This window comes from Candidatus Aramenus sp. CH1 (assembly GCA_022678445.1).
In the GTDB taxonomy this organism is placed as follows: Archaea; Thermoproteota; Thermoprotei_A; order Sulfolobales; family Sulfolobaceae; genus Aramenus.
The window spans coordinates 57,909-77,717 of sequence record JALBWU010000006.1; the positions used below are offsets into that span (position 1 = coordinate 57,909).

Annotated in this window: 22 protein-coding genes; 21 read left to right on the forward strand and 1 reads right to left on the reverse strand. The window is 44.9% G+C overall.

Annotation, left to right across the window (positions count from 1 at the left end; all coding sequences use genetic code 11):
- Positions 1-62 precede the first annotated feature (62 nt).
- The 15 genes from MPF33_04990 to MPF33_05060 all read left to right on the forward strand — a co-directional run bounded on the left by MPF33_04990 (position 63) and on the right by MPF33_05060 (position 10,951).
- On the forward strand, positions 63-710 hold the full coding sequence (locus MPF33_04990) for a 50S ribosomal protein L15e (protein MCI2414593.1): 648 nt from the start codon (positions 63-65) through the stop codon (positions 708-710).
- A gap of 1 nt (position 711) precedes the next feature.
- Positions 712-1,149, forward strand: a complete 438-nt coding sequence (locus MPF33_04995) for a hypothetical protein (protein MCI2414594.1) — start codon at positions 712-714, stop codon at positions 1,147-1,149.
- Entirely contained in the window at positions 1,133-1,675 is a 543-nt protein-coding gene (locus tag MPF33_05000) for an RNase P subunit p30 (protein ID MCI2414595.1), read from the forward strand. Before MPF33_04995 ends, MPF33_05000 begins: the two co-directional genes overlap by 17 nt.
- The gene (locus MPF33_05005; protein MCI2414596.1) at positions 1,635-2,090 is read left to right on the forward strand and encodes a ribonuclease P; all 456 of its coding nucleotides are present in this window, start codon (positions 1,635-1,637) and stop codon (positions 2,088-2,090) included. The genes MPF33_05000 and MPF33_05005 overlap by 41 nt, the downstream gene beginning before the upstream one ends.
- Positions 2,091-2,188: 98 nt before the next feature.
- Positions 2,189-2,914, forward strand: coding sequence for an archaeal proteasome endopeptidase complex subunit alpha (gene psmA, locus MPF33_05010; GenBank protein MCI2414597.1), 726 nt, complete (start codon positions 2,189-2,191; stop codon positions 2,912-2,914).
- A gap of 9 nt (positions 2,915-2,923) precedes the next feature.
- Positions 2,924-3,622: a ribosome assembly factor SBDS gene (locus tag MPF33_05015; protein ID MCI2414598.1), complete on the forward strand. Its 699-nt coding sequence runs from the start codon at positions 2,924-2,926 to the stop codon at positions 3,620-3,622.
- A gap of 2 nt (positions 3,623-3,624) precedes the next feature.
- The gene (gene rrp4, locus MPF33_05020) at positions 3,625-4,356 is read left to right on the forward strand and encodes an exosome complex RNA-binding protein Rrp4 (protein MCI2414599.1); all 732 of its coding nucleotides are present in this window, start codon (positions 3,625-3,627) and stop codon (positions 4,354-4,356) included.
- Complete coding sequence (gene rrp41 / locus MPF33_05025; protein MCI2414600.1) at positions 4,334-5,068, forward strand: exosome complex exonuclease Rrp41; 735 nt, start codon at positions 4,334-4,336, stop codon at positions 5,066-5,068. The genes rrp4 and rrp41 overlap by 23 nt, the downstream gene beginning before the upstream one ends.
- Before the next feature lie 2 nt (positions 5,069-5,070).
- A complete protein-coding gene (gene rrp42, locus MPF33_05030; GenBank protein MCI2414601.1) occupies positions 5,071-5,901 on the forward strand; it encodes an exosome complex protein Rrp42 in 831 nt (276 codons plus the stop codon).
- A gap of 10 nt (positions 5,902-5,911) precedes the next feature.
- Positions 5,912-6,130, forward strand: a complete 219-nt coding sequence (locus MPF33_05035) for a 50S ribosomal protein L37ae (GenBank protein ID MCI2414602.1) — start codon at positions 5,912-5,914, stop codon at positions 6,128-6,130.
- Between the two features lie 477 nt (positions 6,131-6,607).
- Positions 6,608-6,832, forward strand: coding sequence for a hypothetical protein (locus tag MPF33_05040; GenBank protein ID MCI2414603.1), 225 nt, complete (start codon positions 6,608-6,610; stop codon positions 6,830-6,832).
- Positions 6,833-6,834: 2 nt separating this feature from the next.
- A complete protein-coding gene (locus MPF33_05045; GenBank protein ID MCI2414604.1) occupies positions 6,835-7,218 on the forward strand; it encodes a prefoldin subunit beta in 384 nt (127 codons plus the stop codon).
- Positions 7,219-7,245: 27 nt separating this feature from the next.
- Positions 7,246-7,938: a multidrug MFS transporter gene (locus MPF33_05050; GenBank protein MCI2414605.1), complete on the forward strand. Its 693-nt coding sequence runs from the start codon at positions 7,246-7,248 to the stop codon at positions 7,936-7,938.
- Positions 7,939-8,009: 71 nt separating this feature from the next.
- A complete protein-coding gene (locus MPF33_05055) occupies positions 8,010-10,220 on the forward strand; it encodes an elongation factor EF-2 (protein ID MCI2414606.1) in 2,211 nt (736 codons plus the stop codon).
- A 5-nt stretch (positions 10,221-10,225) separates the two neighbouring features.
- Entirely contained in the window at positions 10,226-10,951 is a 726-nt protein-coding gene (locus MPF33_05060) for an HAD-IIIA family hydrolase (GenBank protein MCI2414607.1), read from the forward strand.
- Here the strand turns inward: MPF33_05060 and MPF33_05065 are convergent.
- Positions 10,934-12,355 (reverse strand): M28 family peptidase, encoded by a 1,422-nt coding sequence (locus tag MPF33_05065; protein ID MCI2414608.1) that lies wholly within the window; start codon positions 12,353-12,355, stop codon positions 10,934-10,936. The two genes, MPF33_05060 and MPF33_05065, sit on opposite strands and share 18 nt — an antisense overlap.
- A 9-nt stretch (positions 12,356-12,364) precedes the next feature.
- On the opposite strand from MPF33_05065, the gene MPF33_05070 reads away from it, so the two are divergent.
- The 6 genes from MPF33_05070 to rpl4p all read left to right on the forward strand — a co-directional run bounded on the left by MPF33_05070 (position 12,365) and on the right by rpl4p (position 19,808).
- The gene (locus MPF33_05070) at positions 12,365-12,952 is read left to right on the forward strand and encodes a DUF447 family protein (GenBank protein ID MCI2414609.1); all 588 of its coding nucleotides are present in this window, start codon (positions 12,365-12,367) and stop codon (positions 12,950-12,952) included.
- 13 nt (positions 12,953-12,965) lie between these two features.
- Positions 12,966-13,982: an isocitrate/isopropylmalate family dehydrogenase gene (locus MPF33_05075; protein MCI2414610.1), complete on the forward strand. Its 1,017-nt coding sequence runs from the start codon at positions 12,966-12,968 to the stop codon at positions 13,980-13,982.
- Positions 13,983-14,050: 68 nt separating this feature from the next.
- A complete protein-coding gene (ileS, locus tag MPF33_05080; GenBank protein ID MCI2414611.1) occupies positions 14,051-17,194 on the forward strand; it encodes an isoleucine--tRNA ligase in 3,144 nt (1,047 codons plus the stop codon).
- Between the two features lie 2 nt (positions 17,195-17,196).
- Positions 17,197-17,934, forward strand: coding sequence for a hypothetical protein (locus tag MPF33_05085; GenBank protein MCI2414612.1), 738 nt, complete (start codon positions 17,197-17,199; stop codon positions 17,932-17,934).
- A gap of 52 nt (positions 17,935-17,986) precedes the next feature.
- Entirely contained in the window at positions 17,987-19,009 is a 1,023-nt protein-coding gene (locus MPF33_05090; GenBank protein MCI2414613.1) for a 50S ribosomal protein L3, read from the forward strand.
- 7 nt (positions 19,010-19,016) lie between these two features.
- Entirely contained in the window at positions 19,017-19,808 is a 792-nt protein-coding gene (gene rpl4p, locus MPF33_05095) for a 50S ribosomal protein L4 (GenBank protein MCI2414614.1), read from the forward strand.
- Position 19,809: the final 1 nt, after the last annotated feature.

The following is a 19,809-nucleotide window of genomic DNA, read 5'->3' on the forward strand; positions in this document are numbered from 1 at the left end:
TACCAATTAAGAATGATACAACACACTTTTTAATTAGTTATCTAGATGTAGCTTGAGAAATAATGGTTGCTTCAATGTATAGCTACATCTCCCAACTGTGGCAGTCCGACGAGTGGAAGAAAACCGTTGTCAGGAAGAGGATGATTGAGTGGAGAAGGGAAGGAAGCGTAGTAAGGATAGAAAAGCCTACGAGGCTGGACAGGGCGAGGGAAATAGGATATAAGGCCAAGCAAGGATTTGTGATAGTTAGGGTTAGGGTAAGCAGGGGAGGTATGGACAAGCCAAGGCCCAATAGCGGTAGAAGGCCAAAAAGGATGGGCGTTTACGGCTACTCTCCGGCAAAAGGTTATCGTTGGATAGCCGAGGAAAAGGCTGCTAGGAAGTTCCCCAACCTTGAAGTCCTAGGGAGTTACTACGTAGGTGAAGACGGGCTCTACAAATACTACGAGGTTATCTTAGTAGATCCTAACCACCCAGTGATTAAAGCAGATAAGGACTTGAAATGGTTACAAGACCCAGCCAACAGGAGGAGGGTGTTCAGGGGTCTCACCTCGGCGGGCAAGAAGGCTAGAGGGCTATTGAAGTCCAGAGGTCTAAAGGGCACAACCGGCTACAAATTCAAGAAGAAGCAGAAGGAAAGGGAGCAAAAGAAGAGGCACGAAGCCGGCAAGTACTATAGGTTGCAGAACTACAAGATTCCAGGAAAGTGAAATGAAAATAGGATCTGTAACGTTTTTGATTTTTTCTTATCAAACAGAGAATAAAGAGAGGATAAAGGAGGCTTTGTGGAAGACGTTAGGTAATGTGATCTCCGAAGCTCAAGTTGAAGAGGTCGCGTTACAAGGGCATTACGGTGACGTGATAACAGAGATAAAGTACGTGTTTAAGGGTAAAGCCGGCGAGCACGTGTTCAACGTTCTGGTTTCTAAGTTCGATAAAAGTGACGTTATTTACCTCCTTAGTACTTTACAGGATAGGGTAGATGGTTCAAAAATCCACATAAGGTTAGATAAGCAAGTTTTAGTTGCAATAAATAAGCTGGCAATAAAGGACGGCGACGACGTGGTAAAGGTTGTCATTAACACAGCTGGAAACGTGGCGGGGATCAAGGAGGAACTAAAGAAAGTTGCTAGTGGAGACCTGCATTAAAAACCCAGCCCTTTTCCCTATCCTGAAGAAGATTGGCTATAGTGAGGGAATTCTAGAGGAAGTAAACTCCCAGAGCAGATGGAGAAGGGTCACTATTCCATTCAGCGATCCAGAAAGCTTTAGGAGGAGAGCTAGCTCTGTTGAGAAGAACGTCTTAGTTTTCGCCAAACCTTTAAATAGGCAGGCACTCAGATATGCTTTAGCTCAAGAAAGGGTGGTCGCAATAACTATTGACAACGACAACTGGAAGCTATTGACCAGAAGAGCGTCGCTAAATATGATAAGACAGCAAGGGAAATTCGTTGAAGTGTACATGTCAGCGTCTTCTGGCATAATATTTAAGGTAATACCGCTAGCGTACAAGTGGTTTAACGTTGTGTTTTCGTCCTGCGCTTCAGAGATTACTCAGCTGTGGCCTCCATTATCCAAAGTGAACTACCTAGTAATACACGGAGCGGACGAAGAGGAGGCAATAAGGTGGGTATATGATAATCCAAGTAAGTTACTACTCTCTGCTGGCTCTTGACGTAGTTATTATAGCGTGGCTTGCGGTACTTACGTATGTTACGCTAAGAAGGCACTACATCTTTACGAAAAAAGTTAAGAATAAGAGAAATATGAAGTCGAAGAGGTACATAATTTTCGAACTAGTAGTCGATGAGAGGGATAGAGACAAAGTGGATCAAAACTCGATAAACGCGGCCGTTAGGGACGCAGTAAAGGAGCTCCTTGGGAGAATGTGGCTTGAAATCTCAGATCCTAAGGTGATATTCTTCGATAAGAGGAGCCTAAAGGGGATAATTTCGACTAATAGGGCAGGTTATAAAGTAGTTGTAGCGTCACTTCCTTTTGCGAAGGAGATAAATGGTGCAAAAGCTTTAATAGTTACAATAAGGACAAGTGGTAGTTTTAAGAGAGCTAAAAAGATTATGAACATGTGATGAAGCCGCTCCAGACTGTAAGATGATGTACTCTGCGACGAGCTGACATATGTAACACTTTTATTAATTACTGTAACTTATGTATTCTGGGATGTTAGTTGGCGTTCGGACCGGCAGCGATGGGATACGATAGGGCTATAACTATATTCTCACCAGATGGAGATCTCTACCAGGTCGATTACGCTTTCCAGGCAGTAAAGAAAGGTTGGACAACCTTAGGCGTTAAGACCAAAAAGGCCGTCGTGATAGCTGGAGAGAAAAAGAGGTCTATGTTAGTGGACATCGATAGCGTGGAGAAGATTTTCCTAATAGACGATCACGTGGGATGCAGTTTTGCGGGGCTTGCTTCAGATGGTAGGATTTTAATAGACTATGCCAGGAACTCCTCTCTTCAGCATAGGCTTGTTTACGACGAACCGATAAGCATAGACTACCTTACTAAGCTCGTTGCCGATGTTAAGCAAGCGTACACCCAACACGGAGGCGTTAGGCCCTTCGGAGTATCTTTAATAATAGGTGGCGTAGACAAGGGAGTTCCAAAGCTATTCATGACCGAACCAAGCGGGCAGTACATGCCCTATTTGGCAGTTGCTATCGGAGAGAACTATACTACTGCCACAGAATACCTACAGAAAAACTACAAAGACGATCTCGACGTAGAGGATACCATAGCTCTAGCAATCAACGCGTTGAGGGGCTCTAGGCAGGGCGGGGAGAAGATAGGGCCAAGTGAGATAGAAATAGGTTACGCAGCAGGCGACACGGGTATCTTCAGAAAGCTGAGCCTAGAGGAGAGGGCACAGATACTCCAAAAACTAGGGTGATAAAATTAAATGCCCACAAAGGACGTCATAACGGTGAAGTACGAGTCTCACGGGGAACACTTCGAGATCTTGGTAAAGCCTAAGGAGGCTTTTTTGTTCAGATCTGGTAAGAACATTCCTATTTCTGACATAGTGGTTTCAGATACTATTTACAAGGACGTAAAGAAGGGACAGAAAGCCTCACCTTCTGCTCTTAAAAAAGTATTTGGCACTACCGATTTTGAAACAATAGTCAAGGATATCCTATTGAAGGGAGAATTGCCTCTCACCTCAGATCAGAGAAAAGAAATGTTGGAGAACAAAAGAAAGCAGATAGTGGACTTCATACACAGGAACGCCGTGGATCCCAAGACTAACTTGCCAATACCTATTTCTAGGATAGAGATGGCAATGGAGCAGGCTAAAGTGCAGATAGATCTAAACAAGGACGCAGAGGCTCAATCACTACAAATTATTCATGAACTAGCGAGGATTATACCTATTAAAGTAGCAAGAGCTATCCTAGAGATAAAGGTTCCTCCAAAGTATAGTCCTAAGGTCAGGTCCAGTCTTTCTAATTTAGGCTCAGTTAAGAAGACCAACTGGTTAGCAGATGGAACTTTAATAGCGGAAATAGAGATACCAGCAGGGGCTCAAGAGGAGATAATTGATAAGCTAAATTCAATAACCAAAGGTGAAGTAGAAGTTAGAGTAATCCAAGTGAAGTAAAGATGTCGTCGAATAACAAGATTTACTTTCCAAATAGGAGCATAGTAGTTCCCGGAGACCTGGTGGCTGAAGGGAATTTTCAAGTCCCTTGGTCTCCGTACTACTATAAACAAGGTAACAAGTACTATTCTACAGTAATAGGACTGTTTGAAGTAAAGGAACCAATCTTCGAAATAATACCACTTGAAGGGTCTTACTATTATCCCAAGATAGGCGACACTGTGATAGGTCTGGTTGAGGACATAGAACTATACGGTTGGATACTCGACATAAAGTCCATGTATTCGGCCTACCTTCCCGCTTCTTCCCTACTGGGAAGGTCTGTGAACCTAGGAGAGGATCTAAGGAAATTCATTGACGTTGGGGACTACGTTATTGCCAAAGTGGAGAACTTTGACAGGACCACAAACCCTGTCCTCAATGTTAAGGGCAAAGGGTTAGGAAGGGTAGCTTATGGTACTGTAATAGACATCATGCCAGTCAAGGTCCCAAGGGTGATTGGGAAGAACAAGAGCATGTTAGAGGTCTTAACTTCTGAAACAGGATGTGAGATATTGATTGCACAGAATGGAAGAATATGGGCAAACTGCCCATCTAAAGATAAGGAGAATATTTTAATCTTGGCAGTAAAGACAATTGAGGCGGAATCGCACATTAGAGGTTTAACAGATAGAATAAAAAGTTTGATTAAAGAAAAAATTGGTGAGAGTAATGATTCAAATACAAAAGCCTAGATTAATCTTGGACGACGGAAGGAGATTAGACGGGAGAAAGCCAGACGAGCTAAGGCCAATGAAAATGGAGATAGGCGTCCTTAAAAACGCCGACGGGTCCTCGTTAGTTCAAGTGGGTAACACTAAGATAATTGCTGCAGTATATGGCCCTAGGGAGATGCATCCTAGGCATTTGGCAATGCCAAATAGGGCAGTGTTGAGAGTCAGATACCATATGACTCCCTTCTCCACTGACGAGAGAAAGAACCCGGCGCCGAGTAGAAGGGAAATAGAACTGTCAAAGGTAATCAGGGAGGCGTTAGAATCAACAATTCTAGTTGAGGAATTCCCAAGGTCCTCCATTGACATATTCATGGAGGTCATACAAGCAGACGCGGGGACCAGACTAGCGTCTTTGATGGCGGCGTCTTTGGCGGTGGTCGATGCTGGTATACCGGTTAGAGATCTCATAGCAGCAGTTGCAGTGGGTAAGGCTGATGGAGTGCTTGTACTAGATTTAAACGAGCCAGAGGACATGTGGGGAGAGGCAGACATGCCGGTGGCGATGATGCCGGCGCTAGGCCAAATTAACCTCTTACAGCTTAACGGTAACATGACTCCAGAAGAGTTTAAGCAAGGCCTTGAGCTTGCAATGAAGGGGATAAACATTATATATAATATGGAGAAGGAGGTCTTGAAGAGTAAGTATGCAGAATACAAGGAGGAGAGCTAAATATGTCCATGACTCCTTCTAACGAAAACATTGTCCCACTAATAAAGAAAGAGAGCATATTGCACATGTTAGAGAGAGGTTTAAGGGAAGACGGTAGGAAGCTTAACGAGTACAGACCGCTAAGTATAACCTTAGACTATGCGAAGAAAGCTGACGGGTCAGCTTTAGTAAAGCTAGGAGACACAGCGGTATTAGCTGGAGTTAAGGTAGAAGAGGAAGAGCCATTTGAGGACACCCCGGCTCAGGGGAACTTAGTTGTTAACGTTGAGTTACTTCCGTTGGCGTACGAGACTTTTGAGCCAGGGCCGCCAGACGAAAATGCGATAGAACTATCGAGAGTTGTGGACAGGAGCTTGAGGGACTCTAAGTCGATAGATCTAGGCAAGCTGGTTATTGAGCCGGGTAAAATGGTGTGGACTGTGTGGGTAGACATATATGTCCTCGATTATGGTGGTAACGTTCTCGACGCTTCCACGTTAGCTGCAGTAGCAGCTTTGTACAATGCTAAACTCCCTAAGGTTGTTAATGAGAACGGAGAAATTAAGGTTGTGAAGGAAGAGAAGGGCGATAGACTGCCCATTCTTTTCCCGGTTGTCACAGTAACTGCAGCTAAGATAGGCAAATACATTGTAATAGACCCAGACTTAGAAGAAGAGGCTATAGCTGACGCTAAACTCTCGATATCCTACACGCCAGAGGGCAGGATAGTGGGGATGCAGAAGTCTGGAGCTGGCAGTTTTAGCGTTCAAGAGGTACTGTACATTGAAAATGCCGTAAGGGCAGCTGGGCTTAAGCTCCTAGAAGATTTTAAAAAGCAACTAAATATACAATAAGGTGATCAAGATGGCGAAGTATAAGGTAGTTGGGATAGCGGGTAGGTTTGGCGCCAGATATGGATCTACCTTAAGGAAGAAGTGGAAGGAAGTTATGGAGAAGAGGTACGCTGATTACCAGTGCCCCGTTTGTAAAACTACTGGAAAAGTAATTAGAGTGGCTTCCGGCATTTGGTACTGTGAAAAGTGCGGGAACAAATGGGCTGGACTTGCTTACACGCCGTATTGAAATCATACTCACGTCGTCTAGAGATGCGTCAGCAAGGACAAGGAGTTTTTTAAATGAGCTAGAGATAATCATACCCAATTCCTTAAAGATAAACAGGGGGAGAAGAAGCCTTATCGAAGTTTTTTCCCTGGCGTATAAGCTAGGTGCCAGGTCTGTCTTGTTGGTGTTGACAGATAAGGGAAATCCTTCTAAACTCGAGATATATTCCATAAGTCATAATATAGTTAATTTAGAATATAAGCTAAAAATTGAAAGTTTGTCATTAATATCAGACGTTAAGCTAAAAAATGCGCCAAGAGCACCCTGTATAGACAAGTTCGAGTGCACAGAACTGACCGACTTCCTTTCTAGTCTAAATTTGTTGAGGTTCTCAAAGTGCGGATCATTTATGGATTTACTAAAACAGGGCAGTTCTTGTGAGATAACATTTAAAGACCTAAACGGGGAGAGATTAAATCCGAAGATGAGGCTCTCAATATGTTCCACGTAGAAATAGAGATTTCTGGGCTTGACGACAAGACGAAGTCAATTATCTTCAATACTGTAAAGGTGGAGGAAATGGACAGGAAATACGTGAGGATTGAAGAAGACCCATTCAAAATAACCATTAGTGCAGAAAGGCTAAGCAGAGGAAGGGCTATAATGAACTCTTATATATTCTGGTTATATACCATTTTGCGAATAGTAGAAGAGGTGAAATAGTTTTGGCAGAAAGGTTGCCCCCAGAAGTGCAAACCCAACTAGTAAAGCTCCAACAGTTACAGAGCCAGTTGGAGAGGCTAAGTTACGAGAGAAGCGTCATAGACTCGGAGTTAAGGGAAATAAACAAGGTATTGGAGGAGCTGTCTTCCCTTCCTGCAGACACTTCTGTGTATAAGGTCGTCGGTAACTTGCTGGTAAAGAAGGACAAAAGTAGCGTAGAGAAGGAGCTAAACGACAGGAAGGAGATATTGGAGCTCAGATCTAGGACTTATCAGAAACAGGAAGACATACTGAAAAAGCAATTTGAGGAGCTTCAAAAGAAAGTAAATGACTTACTGCAGAAGTACTATCCGCAAGGTCCCTCAAGTAGTCCTCCAAAAGCTTAAAGCTGATTTAAGGCTAGTAAATAGTGAATGCTGAGAATTTACGTTGACGATAGAGAGCTCAACAGCGGAATTCCAGAAATTCTAAAGGAACTGGGTGTTGTGGTTATTACTAAGCAACTGAGCGTTGGGGATTACGTGATAAGTGAAGACACTGCAGTGGAAAGAAAGACTGTAAGTGATCTCGTAAACTCTGTTTTTGATAAGAGATTTTTTGACCAACTTGAGAGACTTTCGTCCACTTACACTAATCCCTTCTTAGTCATAGAGGGAAACATTACGAGGATTAGGGAAATAACGGAAAGGTGGAAAGCCGTAAATTCCGCACTTGTGTCGGCTACTCTCTCGTTTAACGTAAAAGTTCTGTATTCGATAGATAAACGGGAAACAGCAGAGATACTAAAGAAAATATCAGAGAAAGTGAGTTCAGAGCCCAAGAAGAGGGGAATAACCTTACACGACAAGCCTAAGTTCGAGAACATTAAGCAGGAGCAGGAGTACTTGGTGGAAGCTTTCCCACAAATAGGAGAGATTCTAGCTAAGAGGTTGCTCGAGTACTTTGGAACAGTGAGGAGTATATGTAACGCCTCGATTTCGGAACTAGAAAAGGCAATAGGGAGCAGGAAGAAGGCAGAGGAGATTTTCAAGATAATCAATACCCCTTACAATACTCCTTCCGCAAACAGCGATACCAAAAGATCCCTTTTAGACTATTTCAAATAGTGCGTAAATTAAGAGTCACATTTTAATAGTACTTAAGTAGAGTAGTAGTTAAGTCACGTTTGGTGAGATCGTTGCCTAGATTCAAGACTACAGAAGAAGTACTCAATTTAATGAAAAACAGAGAAAGGGTTAGGAACATAGGAATAATAGCCCACGTAGACCATGGCAAGACTACCACCAGTGACCAATTGCTGGCAGCTTCCGGGATAATATCGCCTAAGGTAGCGGGCGAGGCCTTAGCGCTGGACTACCTCTCAGTGGAGCAACAGAGAGGTATAACGGTTAAGGCAGCCAACGTCAGCTTGTACCACGAGTTTGAGAACAAGGGTTATGTAATCAACCTAATCGATACGCCAGGTCACGTGGACTTCAGCGGAAGGGTTACGAGGAGCTTAAGGGCATTGGACGGCTCAATAGTGGTAGTAGACGCAGTTGAGGGAGTAATGACTCAAACTGAGACCGTACTAAGGCAGAGCCTTGAGGAGAGGGTAAGGCCAATACTCTTCGTTAACAAGGTAGATAGGCTAGTGAAGGAGCTCAAGCTTGGGCCCCAAGAGATGATGCAGAAGCTCCTCGATATAATTAAAGAAGTGAACAACCTAATAGACATGTACGCGGAGCCGGAGTTTAAGGAGAAGTGGATGATAAATCCCACTGCTGGAAACGTGGTCTTTGGGTCGGCTAAGGATAAGTGGGGATTCAGCATACCTATTGCCCAGAAGAAAGGAGTGAACATGAAGAACGTAATCGACGCATATAGCATCACTGACAAGTCGAAGATCGAGGAGTTGGCTAATACTGTTCCCATCCACGAGGCTTTGCTGGAGACCGTCATAAAGTTCGTGCCTAATCCGATTGAGGCACAGAAGTACAGGATACCCAAGATTTGGAAGGGCGACATGGACAACGAGTTAGTAAAGTCCATGTTGAACGCAGATCCGAACGGGCCAGTAGTGATGATGATAACTGACATGAAGGTAGATCCCCACGCTGGTCTAGTAGCTACTGGGAGGGTATTCTCCGGGACGTTAAGGCCTGGTGCAGAAGTATGGTTGGTAAACGCCAAGACCTCACAGAAGATCCTCCAAGTGAGCTTGTACATGGGGCAGTTCAGGGAGCTAGCTAACGAAATCCCTGCAGGTAACATAGCAGCAGTCTTAGGTCTTGATAAAGCCAGGGCTGGCGAGACCTTAATTGACCCACGCTTCAAGGATCTCCAGGGGAGCTTTGAGTCGTTACATTACGTGTCTGAGCCTGTAGTAACGGTAGCTGTGGAACCCAAGAATCCAAAGGACCTTACTAGGATGATAGACTCCTTGAGGAAGCTTAGCATAGAGGACCCCAACTTGCAGATAAAGATCAACGAAGAGACTGGAGAATACTTGATATCGGGTATGGGATTCCTTCACGTGGAAGTCTCCTTACAGCTGCTCAAGGATTATTACGGAGTTGAAGTAATCACTAGTCCGCCAATAGTAGTATATAGGGAGAGTATAAGGGCAAAGAGCCAAGTGTTTGAGGGTAAATCTCCTAATAAGCACAACAAGTTCTACATAAGTGTAGAACCCCTAAACAACGAGACCATTGAGCTGATTGCAAGCGGTACAATTAAGGAGGATATGGATGCAAAAGAGATGGCAAAGATACTGAGGGATAAGGCTGAATGGGATTATGAGGAAGCTAAGAGGATAGTTGCAGTCGATGAGAACGTTAACGTGTTCGTCGATATGACTAGCGGAATACAGCATTTAAGGGAAATTATGGACACGCTACTTCAAGGCTTCAGGCTGGCCATGAGGGAGGGACCTCTAGCCCACGAACCTATAAGGGGACTAAAGGTAGTCCTACACGACGCCGTTATTCATGAGGATCCAGCTCACAGAGGCCCTGCTCAGATCTTCCCAGCAGTTAGGAACGCTATATTTGCCGGCTTCCTCACAGCGAGGCCAACGCTCTTGGAACCTATTCAGAAGCTAGACATAAGAGTGCCGATGGATCTAATAGGAAACGTCACAGCGGTTCTAACTAGGAAGAGGGGTAAGGTACTTAATATGTCACAAGTGGGTAATGCAGCTAGGATATTAGCCGAGATACCCGTGTCTGAATCCTACGAATTGGCCAGCGAGCTAAGAGGAGCCACAGGAGGTAAAGCGTTCTGGGGGACAGAGTTCAGCAGATGGGCACCTGTTCCTGACAGCATACTAGTTGACGTTATTATGAAGATAAGAGAAAGGAAAGGACTGCCGAAGGAGTTACCAAAGCCAGAAGACTTCCTCTCGTGAATGCTATGGAGGAATTTAGCGAGTTTAGAAATATAAGGGCTATACTTTTTGATTTTGATAATACTCTTTTAAATTTTGAGCCAAATTCACTTAAAGCGCTTCAGGAAGTCGCCAGGGAAATACACGACTACATAATAGATAATGGTTTCTCACTTTCCATTACACATGAAGAAATTTACAATACGTTGCTGTCTATTTCGTCTAAGTTTGATTCCGAGGGAGTATATGACAGAACCGTGTGGTTTAACACTCTCCTTGAGAAGATACACGTTAGTGCTAGTAAGGACCAAGTCCTAGAGTGGGTGTCGCTTTACTGGTCAATTGCCAGTATGGCAAGGCCGTTTGAGGAGGTACAAGACACGTTAGAATTCCTAAAGAAAAAGGGGTATAAGCTAGGGATAGTTACTAACAGCGATGGCGAAGGTGGGAACAAGCAAAAGAGAATGGAAAGATACGAGTTTACAAAGTTGTTTGACGTTGTTGTTATTGGAGGGGAAAACAACATAAAACCTAAGCCAAGTGTTCAGCCCTTTGTTTACGCCTGCGAAAGACTTGGATTCCAACCTTCTCAATGTGCGATGGTGGGGGATGACCCCGTAAAGGACTGTCTTGCAGCAAAGAAAGCGGGAATGATGGCGATTTTAGTAGATCGTCAAGGTAAAGTAAAGTTTGCCGAACTCTACGCTGACTTTGTCATAGACGAAATGGAGGAGCTACAGGAAGTCTTTTAAGATCTGATCTATGATATAATTATATATTTTTATGTATTCCTCTACCTTCGATGAGATATATTGTTCGTGAAAGTTGGATTGGACTATTTCCTCTGCAGGTGAACCCTCTATGTATACTTTTGGATTGGACCTCAAAAGGTTTATCGCAAAGAAGTGCGGGAAAGGCCTTACGATTGCGTAGGTATCACTTGAGCCCATAACACCTCCATACAACTTGAAAAGCCTTGTACCAAGAGGCTTCCAGATACTTATTGTGTTTAGTAAATTAACACTGTGGGACCTCAACGCTAAGGGTAACGAGTGCATGGCTTCAAGTAGGTCTTGTGATATCTCATTAACGCTTACCTCAATCTTATCGTTTAGCATTCTCCTCAATGTAGCGACTACGCTCAGGAACCCTTCCTCTTCTTCTTGTGTGACCAAGTCGGAATCGCTGTGGTAATTCTCGTTAACTCCCTCAACTGTGATAGTCGGTACTCCTTTCTTAAAGAAACTGTAACCATCGCTGTATATTTCAACTTCCCCTTTCGCTTCAGTGAAGAACTTCCTAGCTAGGCCAATTACGCCAGGGGAAGCCTTTACTACTAGGCTTGAAGGTACGACGTTGTCTAGGTTAATATTGAGTGCGGCGTTTTCTACTTCCTTTATCTCTTCTACGAAACGCCTAGACCCATAGCTCCAAGAAAAGGAAGAGAAGTTAGGGGACCCACTTTCTTCCGCCGTAAAGCTAACAAGGTGTATCTCGTATTTTTCGCTCTTGATTTCCTCCATTATTGGTATAGAGGCTAAATTGTCGTGCTCCCCGGCTAACCAGTGGTCGTGATGAGAGGTAACGTATATCTTCTCCTCGCCTCTAGAGTTCCTTATGGCCTCAAGGATGTACCCTGTAGACCTCCGCACTGTGGGGAAGTTCTTCACAGATAAACTTTCTTTTATGTGGGCAGAATCTGTCCTCCTGACGTAAAAGGCGGGAATTGGAGGAGGTGCAGAGGACGAGAGATTAAGTAGGGGAGGGTTATTTACGACAAATTTCCTTACCTTGTCATCTAAGGTAAAGACTACGAACTGACAACCCGAACGGACAGCCTCCAGGTAGTATTTGTTCACTTCGTAGAGGTTCTTTAGCTCTATTAACGCGCCCGAGTTCTTACATTCCTCTACGCTCCTGGAAATTCTACCGGAGAAGTCTATAGAGGGAGAGTAAGGAAATGCAACAGCTTCTATTTCCTTCTCTCCCTCGATGAACGCCTTCGACTCGTAATGTAACACTTCTATGGGATAAACCCTCCTTTCGTCGACGCCGGTTAAGATGTCCTCTATCTTAGAGACGAGTTTTCTCTCTTTAGGATCTCCGGCTACTACTTCGCCAAGTCTAGAAAGATCTTTTACTCTTTCGTATATCATGCACCTAATATGGCTCAAGAAATTAATGATATTTTCCCCGGAGAAGGGGTGTTTGAAGTAATTTTAGGTACTAATGGCGTTAAGCCCAACCTTTCTCCCATAGGAGTTATAAAAAAGGGCGAAGAGCTCATGTCCAAGATATACAGGGAAACTTTGACCTATTCCAACATCATGAAACTAGCCTTGTGTACTATCCACGTTACTGACGATCCTAGGGTCTTTTACTCAGCCCTCATGAAGAACTTAGAATTCGCGATACTCGAAGGATTACCTGTGCTTAGCTCTGGGGTTTACAGCATCATAAGGGCCAAGTGTGAGTACACTGAAGGGAACAACCCGGCCACCTTTAGACTAATCCCGGTAAGCGTCCAGGAATTAGGCAAGCGGAAAAAGGCTTTCAGTAGAGGGCATTCCCTTTTCATAGATGCCATGGTCCACTTTACAAGACTGGAGATCTTACCTAAAGAGGAGGTTAAAGAACTATTAGAGGTGCTTAGCTACGAGCTAAAGACGTGTAGGAGAATATCTCCGGACATACTAGATTTGGTGGAGGATCTAGAGAAGAGGATAGCATCTAAAGGTTTTAAGCTGGCATGAGGGTATTCTCTCCATGGGTTTCCTAATAGCCTTAATACCAGGTGACGGAGTAGGGCCTGAACTTGTTAATGCCAGCAAGAAAATAATCGGGAAACTCGTGGAGACTTATAAGCTCGATATTAACGTAACGGAGGTTGAGGCTGGAGATTCGGCCCTAGCTAAATACGGGTCCGCTCTCCCCCAGCAAACGCTGAACGTGATAGATAAGGCTGACGCGATATTAAAGGGACCAGTAGGAGAGAGCGCCATGGACGTGGTTGTCAAACTGAGGCAGATGTACGACATGTACGCAAACATTAGGCCCGCAAAGTCCCTGCCAAACGTGCAGTCAAAGTTCCAAAACGTCGATATCCTCATAGTCAGGGAGAACACCGAGGACCTTTACAAGGGCTTTGAGTACATGGCCAGCGAAGACGTAGCCATAGGAATGAAGGTAATAACTAGGAAGGCTTCAGAGAGGATAGCACAGGTAGGCCTAGAATACGCCAGGAAGAGGAATAGGAAAGTCACTTGCGTTCACAAGGCTAACGTAATGAGGGTTACAGACGGACTATTTGCCAAGGCGTGCAGGGACGTGATAAAGGGTAAGGAAGTTGAATATAGCGAAATGTACGTAGACGCGGCCGCTGCAAACTTGGTCAGGAATCCCAACATGTTTGACGTCATAGTTACAACCAACGTTTATGGAGACATACTAAGCGACGAGGCAGCCCAAATAGCAGGAAGTCTAGGTCTAGCGCCTTCAGCTAACATAGGGGACAAGAAGGCGTTGTTCGAACCAGTTCACGGCGCAGCCTTCGATATAGCGGGCAAAGACATTGCTAACCCAACGGCCTTTCTGCTTTCCTTGGCAATGCTCCTAGAGTACTTATACGACAGATCGAAAGAGAAGAAGTACCTAGATGCCTCAAGGTCTCTCACTGAGTCAATACTCTCAGTTTACAAGGAGGGAACTCACCTAACTCCAGACATAGGGGGAACGGAGAAGCTAAGCGGAATGGCAGACGTAATATACCAAAGGATAACGTAATTAACGCCCCGTAGTAACGTTTTTTAATCGTAGCTAAAATACTAACGAGGTGGACTACATTATCCGTCATAAAGCCTCTTGATAATAAATTCGACTTAAAAGCCATAGAAAGCGAGATAATCGAGTTTTGGGACAAAGAAAAGGTCTACGAAAAGTTAAAGGAGGAAGAGTCTAAGAGGCCTAAGAAATTCCTGTTCATAGATGGTCCGCCCTATCCATCAGCACCAGTACCACACATAGGGACAATATGGAATAAAGTGATAAAGGACTGCATACTGCGTTTTGAGCGTCTTAACGGTTACAGGGTCTACGACCAGCCAGGCTACGATACTCATGGGCTTCCCATAGAGGTTGCAGTGGAAAAACAGCTCGGGATAACCAAAAAACAGGAAATAATAGACAAGGTAGGCGTAGACAAGTTTGTCTCGTTGTGTAAAGAGTTTGCTCTCAAGAACGCGTTGTCAATGACCCAGAACTTCATTAACGTAGGAGTCTTCATGGACTGGAAGAACCCTTATTACACCCTTGACAACAAGTACATAAGCAACTCATGGGCCCTCATAAAGAGGGCACATGAAAAGGGGTTGCTTGAAAGAGACGTGGAGGTTCTTCACTGGTGCCCAAGGTGTGAGACTACCCTGTCAGACTACGAGGTCTCGGAGTACAGGGAGCTTGAAGACCCATCAATTTACGTGAAATTTAAGGTAAAGAACGAGCCTAACAAGTACCTAGTGATTTGGACTACCACCCCTTGGACCCTTCCCTCTAACGTTTTTGTCATGGTCAACAAGGACTACGACTACGCTGACGTGCAGGTAGGAAACGAGATATACGTTATAGCAGAGAAAAGGGTAAAGGACGTAATGGAGGAGTCCGGAATAAAGGAATATAAGGTATTGAGGGTGTATAAGGGTTCCGAGCTCTTAGGTGTTCAATACGAGCACCCGCTAAAGGACTTAGTTAAAGCCCAAGCTAGTTTGGACAATTACCACGTGGTCGTTGATGCAGGAGAGGCCGTGACGTTAGAGGAGGGAACGGGACTAGTTCACTCTGCTCCAGGCCATGGTGACGTGGACTTTGAAATAGGGAAGAAATTGGGTATGCCAGTGGTAATGCTAGTGGACGACAGGGGGAACTTCACAGACGACGCGGGAAAATACAAGGGCAAGTACGTAAGGGACGCCTCAGCCGAAATAGTCGAGGACCTCAAAAACAGGAAAGCCCTCTTGTACGCTGGTAAGATCGTCCACAGGTATCCCGTGTGCTGGAGGTGTAAGAGTCCCCTGATACTTAGGGCCATTCAACAATGGTTCATTAAGGTTACTAAGCTGAAGACAGATTTGCTGAAGGAGATAGAGAGGGTCAATTGGGTTCCAGAGTGGGGGAAGACCAGGATAGGGAACATGATAAAGGAGTTAAGGGACTGGGTAATAAGCAGGCAGAGGTTCTGGGGCAATCCATTGCCCATCTGGGTCTGCAGTAAGGGCCACGTCACGGTGGTGGAAAGCGTAGAGGAACTTAGGAAGATAGCTTTGAACGAAGTCCCAGAAGACCTCCATAAACCTTGGATAGACAGAGTTAAAGTGAGATGTAGCCAGTGCGGAGAAGAGGCTACAAGGATACCGGATGTAGCTGACGTCTGGTTCGACAGCGGAGTTGCCTTCTTTGCTAGCCTAGGAGACGACTGGGAGAAGAAATGGGCAGAGCTGTCTCCAGTAGATCTAGTACTTGAGGGTCACGATCAACTCAGGGGGTGGTTCTTTAGCTTGTTAAGGGCTGGTGTCATCTTAACGGGAAGAGTGCCGTATGAGTCAGTGCTGGTTCACGGCTTTATGCTGGACGAGCAAGGAAGGGAGATGCACAAGAGCTTAGGGAACTACGTTGAGCCTTCTGTTGTAATAGAGAAGCTTGGAAGGGACGTGCTGAGGCTCTGGCTTCTTAGAAATACCACGTGGGAGGACGCAAAGTTCTCCTGGAAGTCACTGGAATTGGCCAAACGTGACCTACAGATCGCTTGGAACGTCTACGTTTTCGCTAGCATGTACATGAGCCTGGACAACTTTGATCCACAGAAGTACTCCTTTGGTGACGTTAGGAACGCCCTTAAGCCAGAGGACTTGTGGATACTCTCTAGGTTTAACAAGCTCTTAAGGGACGTTAAGGAATCGATGAAGAACTACAAGGTACACGAGCTTGCAAATAGGGTCATGCAATTCATAGTGGAGGACGTCAGTAGGTTCTACCTTAGGTTAGTAAGAAGCAGGGCTTGGGTAGAGGGTGACGACCCAAGTAAGATCGCCATGTATTACGTACTCTATTACGTGCTCAAAAACTGGGCTATCTTAGCTTCTCCTGTCATTCCTTACACCGCCGAGAGGATATACAGGAATTTCGTGGTAGGAGGAAAGCTCTCGGTGTCCATGGAGTTATTGCCAGAAGCAGATCAGACTTTCATAAACGACGAGCTGGAGAGGGCTTTTGACCTAGTTAGGGAAATAAGCGAGGCTGGGCTAAACGCTAGGGCTAAGGCTGGGGTAAAGTTAAGGTGGCCTCTAAAACACGCCTACGTTTTTCTCAAGTCAAGAGACGATATCAATACTTTGAGCCAAGTTAAGGAAGTACTAAGGACTACTCTAAACGCAAAGAACGTGGAAGTAATAGAGATCGATTCGTTGCACAAGTTCAGTAGAGTAGTCGCTGAACCTAACTCCGGGGCCATAGGGAAGGAGTTCAAGCAACTGACACCTAAGATAGTGTCCTACATCAACGAAAACAGGGAAGTTGTAGCTGAGGACGTCTTGGAGAAAGGATCTCATAGGGCGATAATAGACGGGATTGAGATTGAGCTCAAAATAAACCATGTCAATATAAAGGAAGAGACAGCAGAGGGATATGCCATAGCTAGGTTCGACAGTGGAGCCATAGCAATAAGCAAAGAGCTAAGCAAGGAAGAGGAAGAGGAAGGGCTAGTAAGGGACATAATAAGGAGGATACAGTTCATGAGGAAACAGCTCAACTTAAACGTAGTAGACAACGTAGTGGTCTCAATTATACCTCCTGAGGATAAAAAGGCGATAATAGAGAAATGGAAGGATTACATAAAATCCGAGACTAGGGCTATCGAGATAGTCATGGATAGTGTAGAAGGAGATTTGGTTAACGAGTGGGAGATAGAAGAGGACAAATACGTAATAGGAATTAAGAGAGCGTAGCCATGTTTGAGTTCCCGAGAAGGAAAGATCTCAATGTTGTACTTTTTTCCTCTACGCTGGGCCTAGAGTCGTCGCTTGAGGAGATCACTCTCAAGCTGTCTGAGATATTTAGGTATCTTCTTCTGGCCAGGGTATCGAACCTTCTCGTAGTGGATGATTCAAATGGGCTCTATAAGCTCATCAAGGAGATTCATAGGTACGCGTTAACCCCACCGTACCTAAAGAGGAAGATTCCGAAGAAAAAGGCATTAAGCAAAGTGGGATTACTGGCTCCAGTTAACGTGTACTATCACGTAGTTCACAAGTTTCCAGTAGAGGGAGAGGTGAGGATAGGGAAGAACGGGGATTTTGGCCTAAAGGGGCGTTTAGGAAAGGAATTTGATACAGTATTAATAACTGATTCTACAAAAATAAAATACGTACCGTATCAACGCGTTTACTACGGCGGATTTCAGCTGAGGAAGATAGAGCTCTCCGATGTAGAAAAGATGAGCAACGTTATAGTAGGCAGCAGGAGCGGAAAGGATCCATTTCTGCACTGCGAAGAGATCAGAAAGCTTTACGAGACAGGCGGCCTAACGCTAGTTCTAGGGCCACCCAAGGGAGAGCTCATCCGTAACCTAGGGGAAAAGTATATCTCAAGGTCTTATAACTTTGTTACTAGGCAAGGGGTATCGGATGTAAGGGTGGAGGAAGCGTTAGCGTTTTCCTTAGCGATTCTGAACTCTATTCTCAAATAGTTACATTTATAACCACTGGCAATCATGAGTTAGAGAGATTAGGGGATAGACGTTGGGACATCGTAAGCTTTCATCGCCTAGAAGGGGATCTTCGGGTCTAAGACCTAGAAAGAGGTCTAGTGAGCTCTTGCCTACTCCTAGGTCTTGGCCCGAAGTGAAAACTAGTTCGCCCACTCTTTTAGGTTTCATAGGCTACAAAGCGGGAATGACTCACGCTTTTATAATCGACAACATCAAGGGATCTGAGAACTTTGGAAAAGAGGTATTCACGCCCGTAACCGTAATAGAGACCCCGCCTATAATGCCCATTGCCATAAGGGCTTACGCGTTAGACTCCAAGGGAGAGCCCTCCACTTTGACTGAATACTGGGTAGCTCCTCCAGCAGACGTAAAGCTAGAGAGAAGAATAAAGTCCCTGAAGATTAACCCTGAGAAGCAGGGTCAATTCCTAGACAAGATAAAGAGCAACGCAAACAATATTCTGTATCTAAGAGTCATAGCAGCATCCCAGCCAAAGTTGATCCCGTCCCTAGGTAAGAAAACTCCGGACATCGCTGAAATACAGATAGGAGGGGGAGATGTAAATGCCCAGCTAGATTATGCCTTAAATCTCTTGGGCAAGCCTTTGGCAGTTAACTCAGTTTTCAAAGAGGGCCAGCTTATAGACATAATAGGAGTAACAAAAGGAAAGGGGTTCCAGGGCGTAATCAAGAGGTACAGCGTTCAAGAGTTACCTAAGTGGCACAAGCACAGGAAGGGCAGTAGAAAGGTTGGAACAAAAGGTCCCTCTTTGGGCACCCCAAGCTACGTCCCTCAACCAGGGCAGATGGGCTATCACCGCAGGACTGAGTATAACAAGCTGATCCTAAAGATTAGCACAAATCCAGATGAGATCAACCCCAAGGGAGGGTTTGTTAGGTACGGACTAGTGAGGAACGCTTACCTTTTGATTCAAGGCTCGACTATCGGCGTAAGGAAGAGACCCCTCTTCTTGCGTTACCCAATAAGGCCTTACACGTTAAACCCAATCACTCAGACTATCACGTATATAGACCTAAATAGCAAGCAAAGGTGAAAAGGTTATGTACTATGAGGTTCAGTTAAAAAAGACGAATGTCCTTGATCTCAACGGTAACAAGGTAAAGGAGATCGAGCTCCCAGCGATTTTTAGCTACACTGTAAGAAAGGACTTGATAAGGAGGGCATTTCACGCGGAGTTCACAGCCTCTCTTCAACCAAAAGGAAGGGATCCAATGGCAGGTAAAAGGACAACTGCCTACAGCTTCGGAATCAACTTGGGACTAGCGAGAGTTCCAAGGATTAGGACATCAGGGGAGGCAGCTCTTGCCCCTAATACTGTAGGTGGCAGGGCAGCTTTTCCTCCAACTACTATTGAGAGGATAGTGGAGAGAATAAACGAGAAGGAGAAGAAGCTAGCCGTAATAAGTGCCCTTTCAGCTACCGCAGATAAGTACTTTGTCACCCTCAGGGGTCATAGGGCTACATTCGATGTTTTACCAATTGTTGTCTCTGACGATTTTGCTAACTTGGGAAAGGCGAAAGACGTTCTTGAGGCTCTCGAGAAGCTGAAGGTATCAGAGGAGTTGGAGAGGGTAAGGAACGGCATAAGGATAAGGGCAGGAAAGGGCAAGATGAGAGGTAGGAAGTATAAGGTTCCAGTAGGGCCTCTGATAGTGTCCCACGACGTTAAGAAATTATTGCCAGCAGCTAGGAACATCCCTGGAGTTGATGTAGTTGACCCTATGCTAGTAAGCGTAATCCACCTTGCGCCAGGGGGGCATCCAGGAAGGTTAACTATATTCACTGAAAGTTCCATAGGCGTCCTCAACAAGAGATTAGGTGGTGTGTTATGAC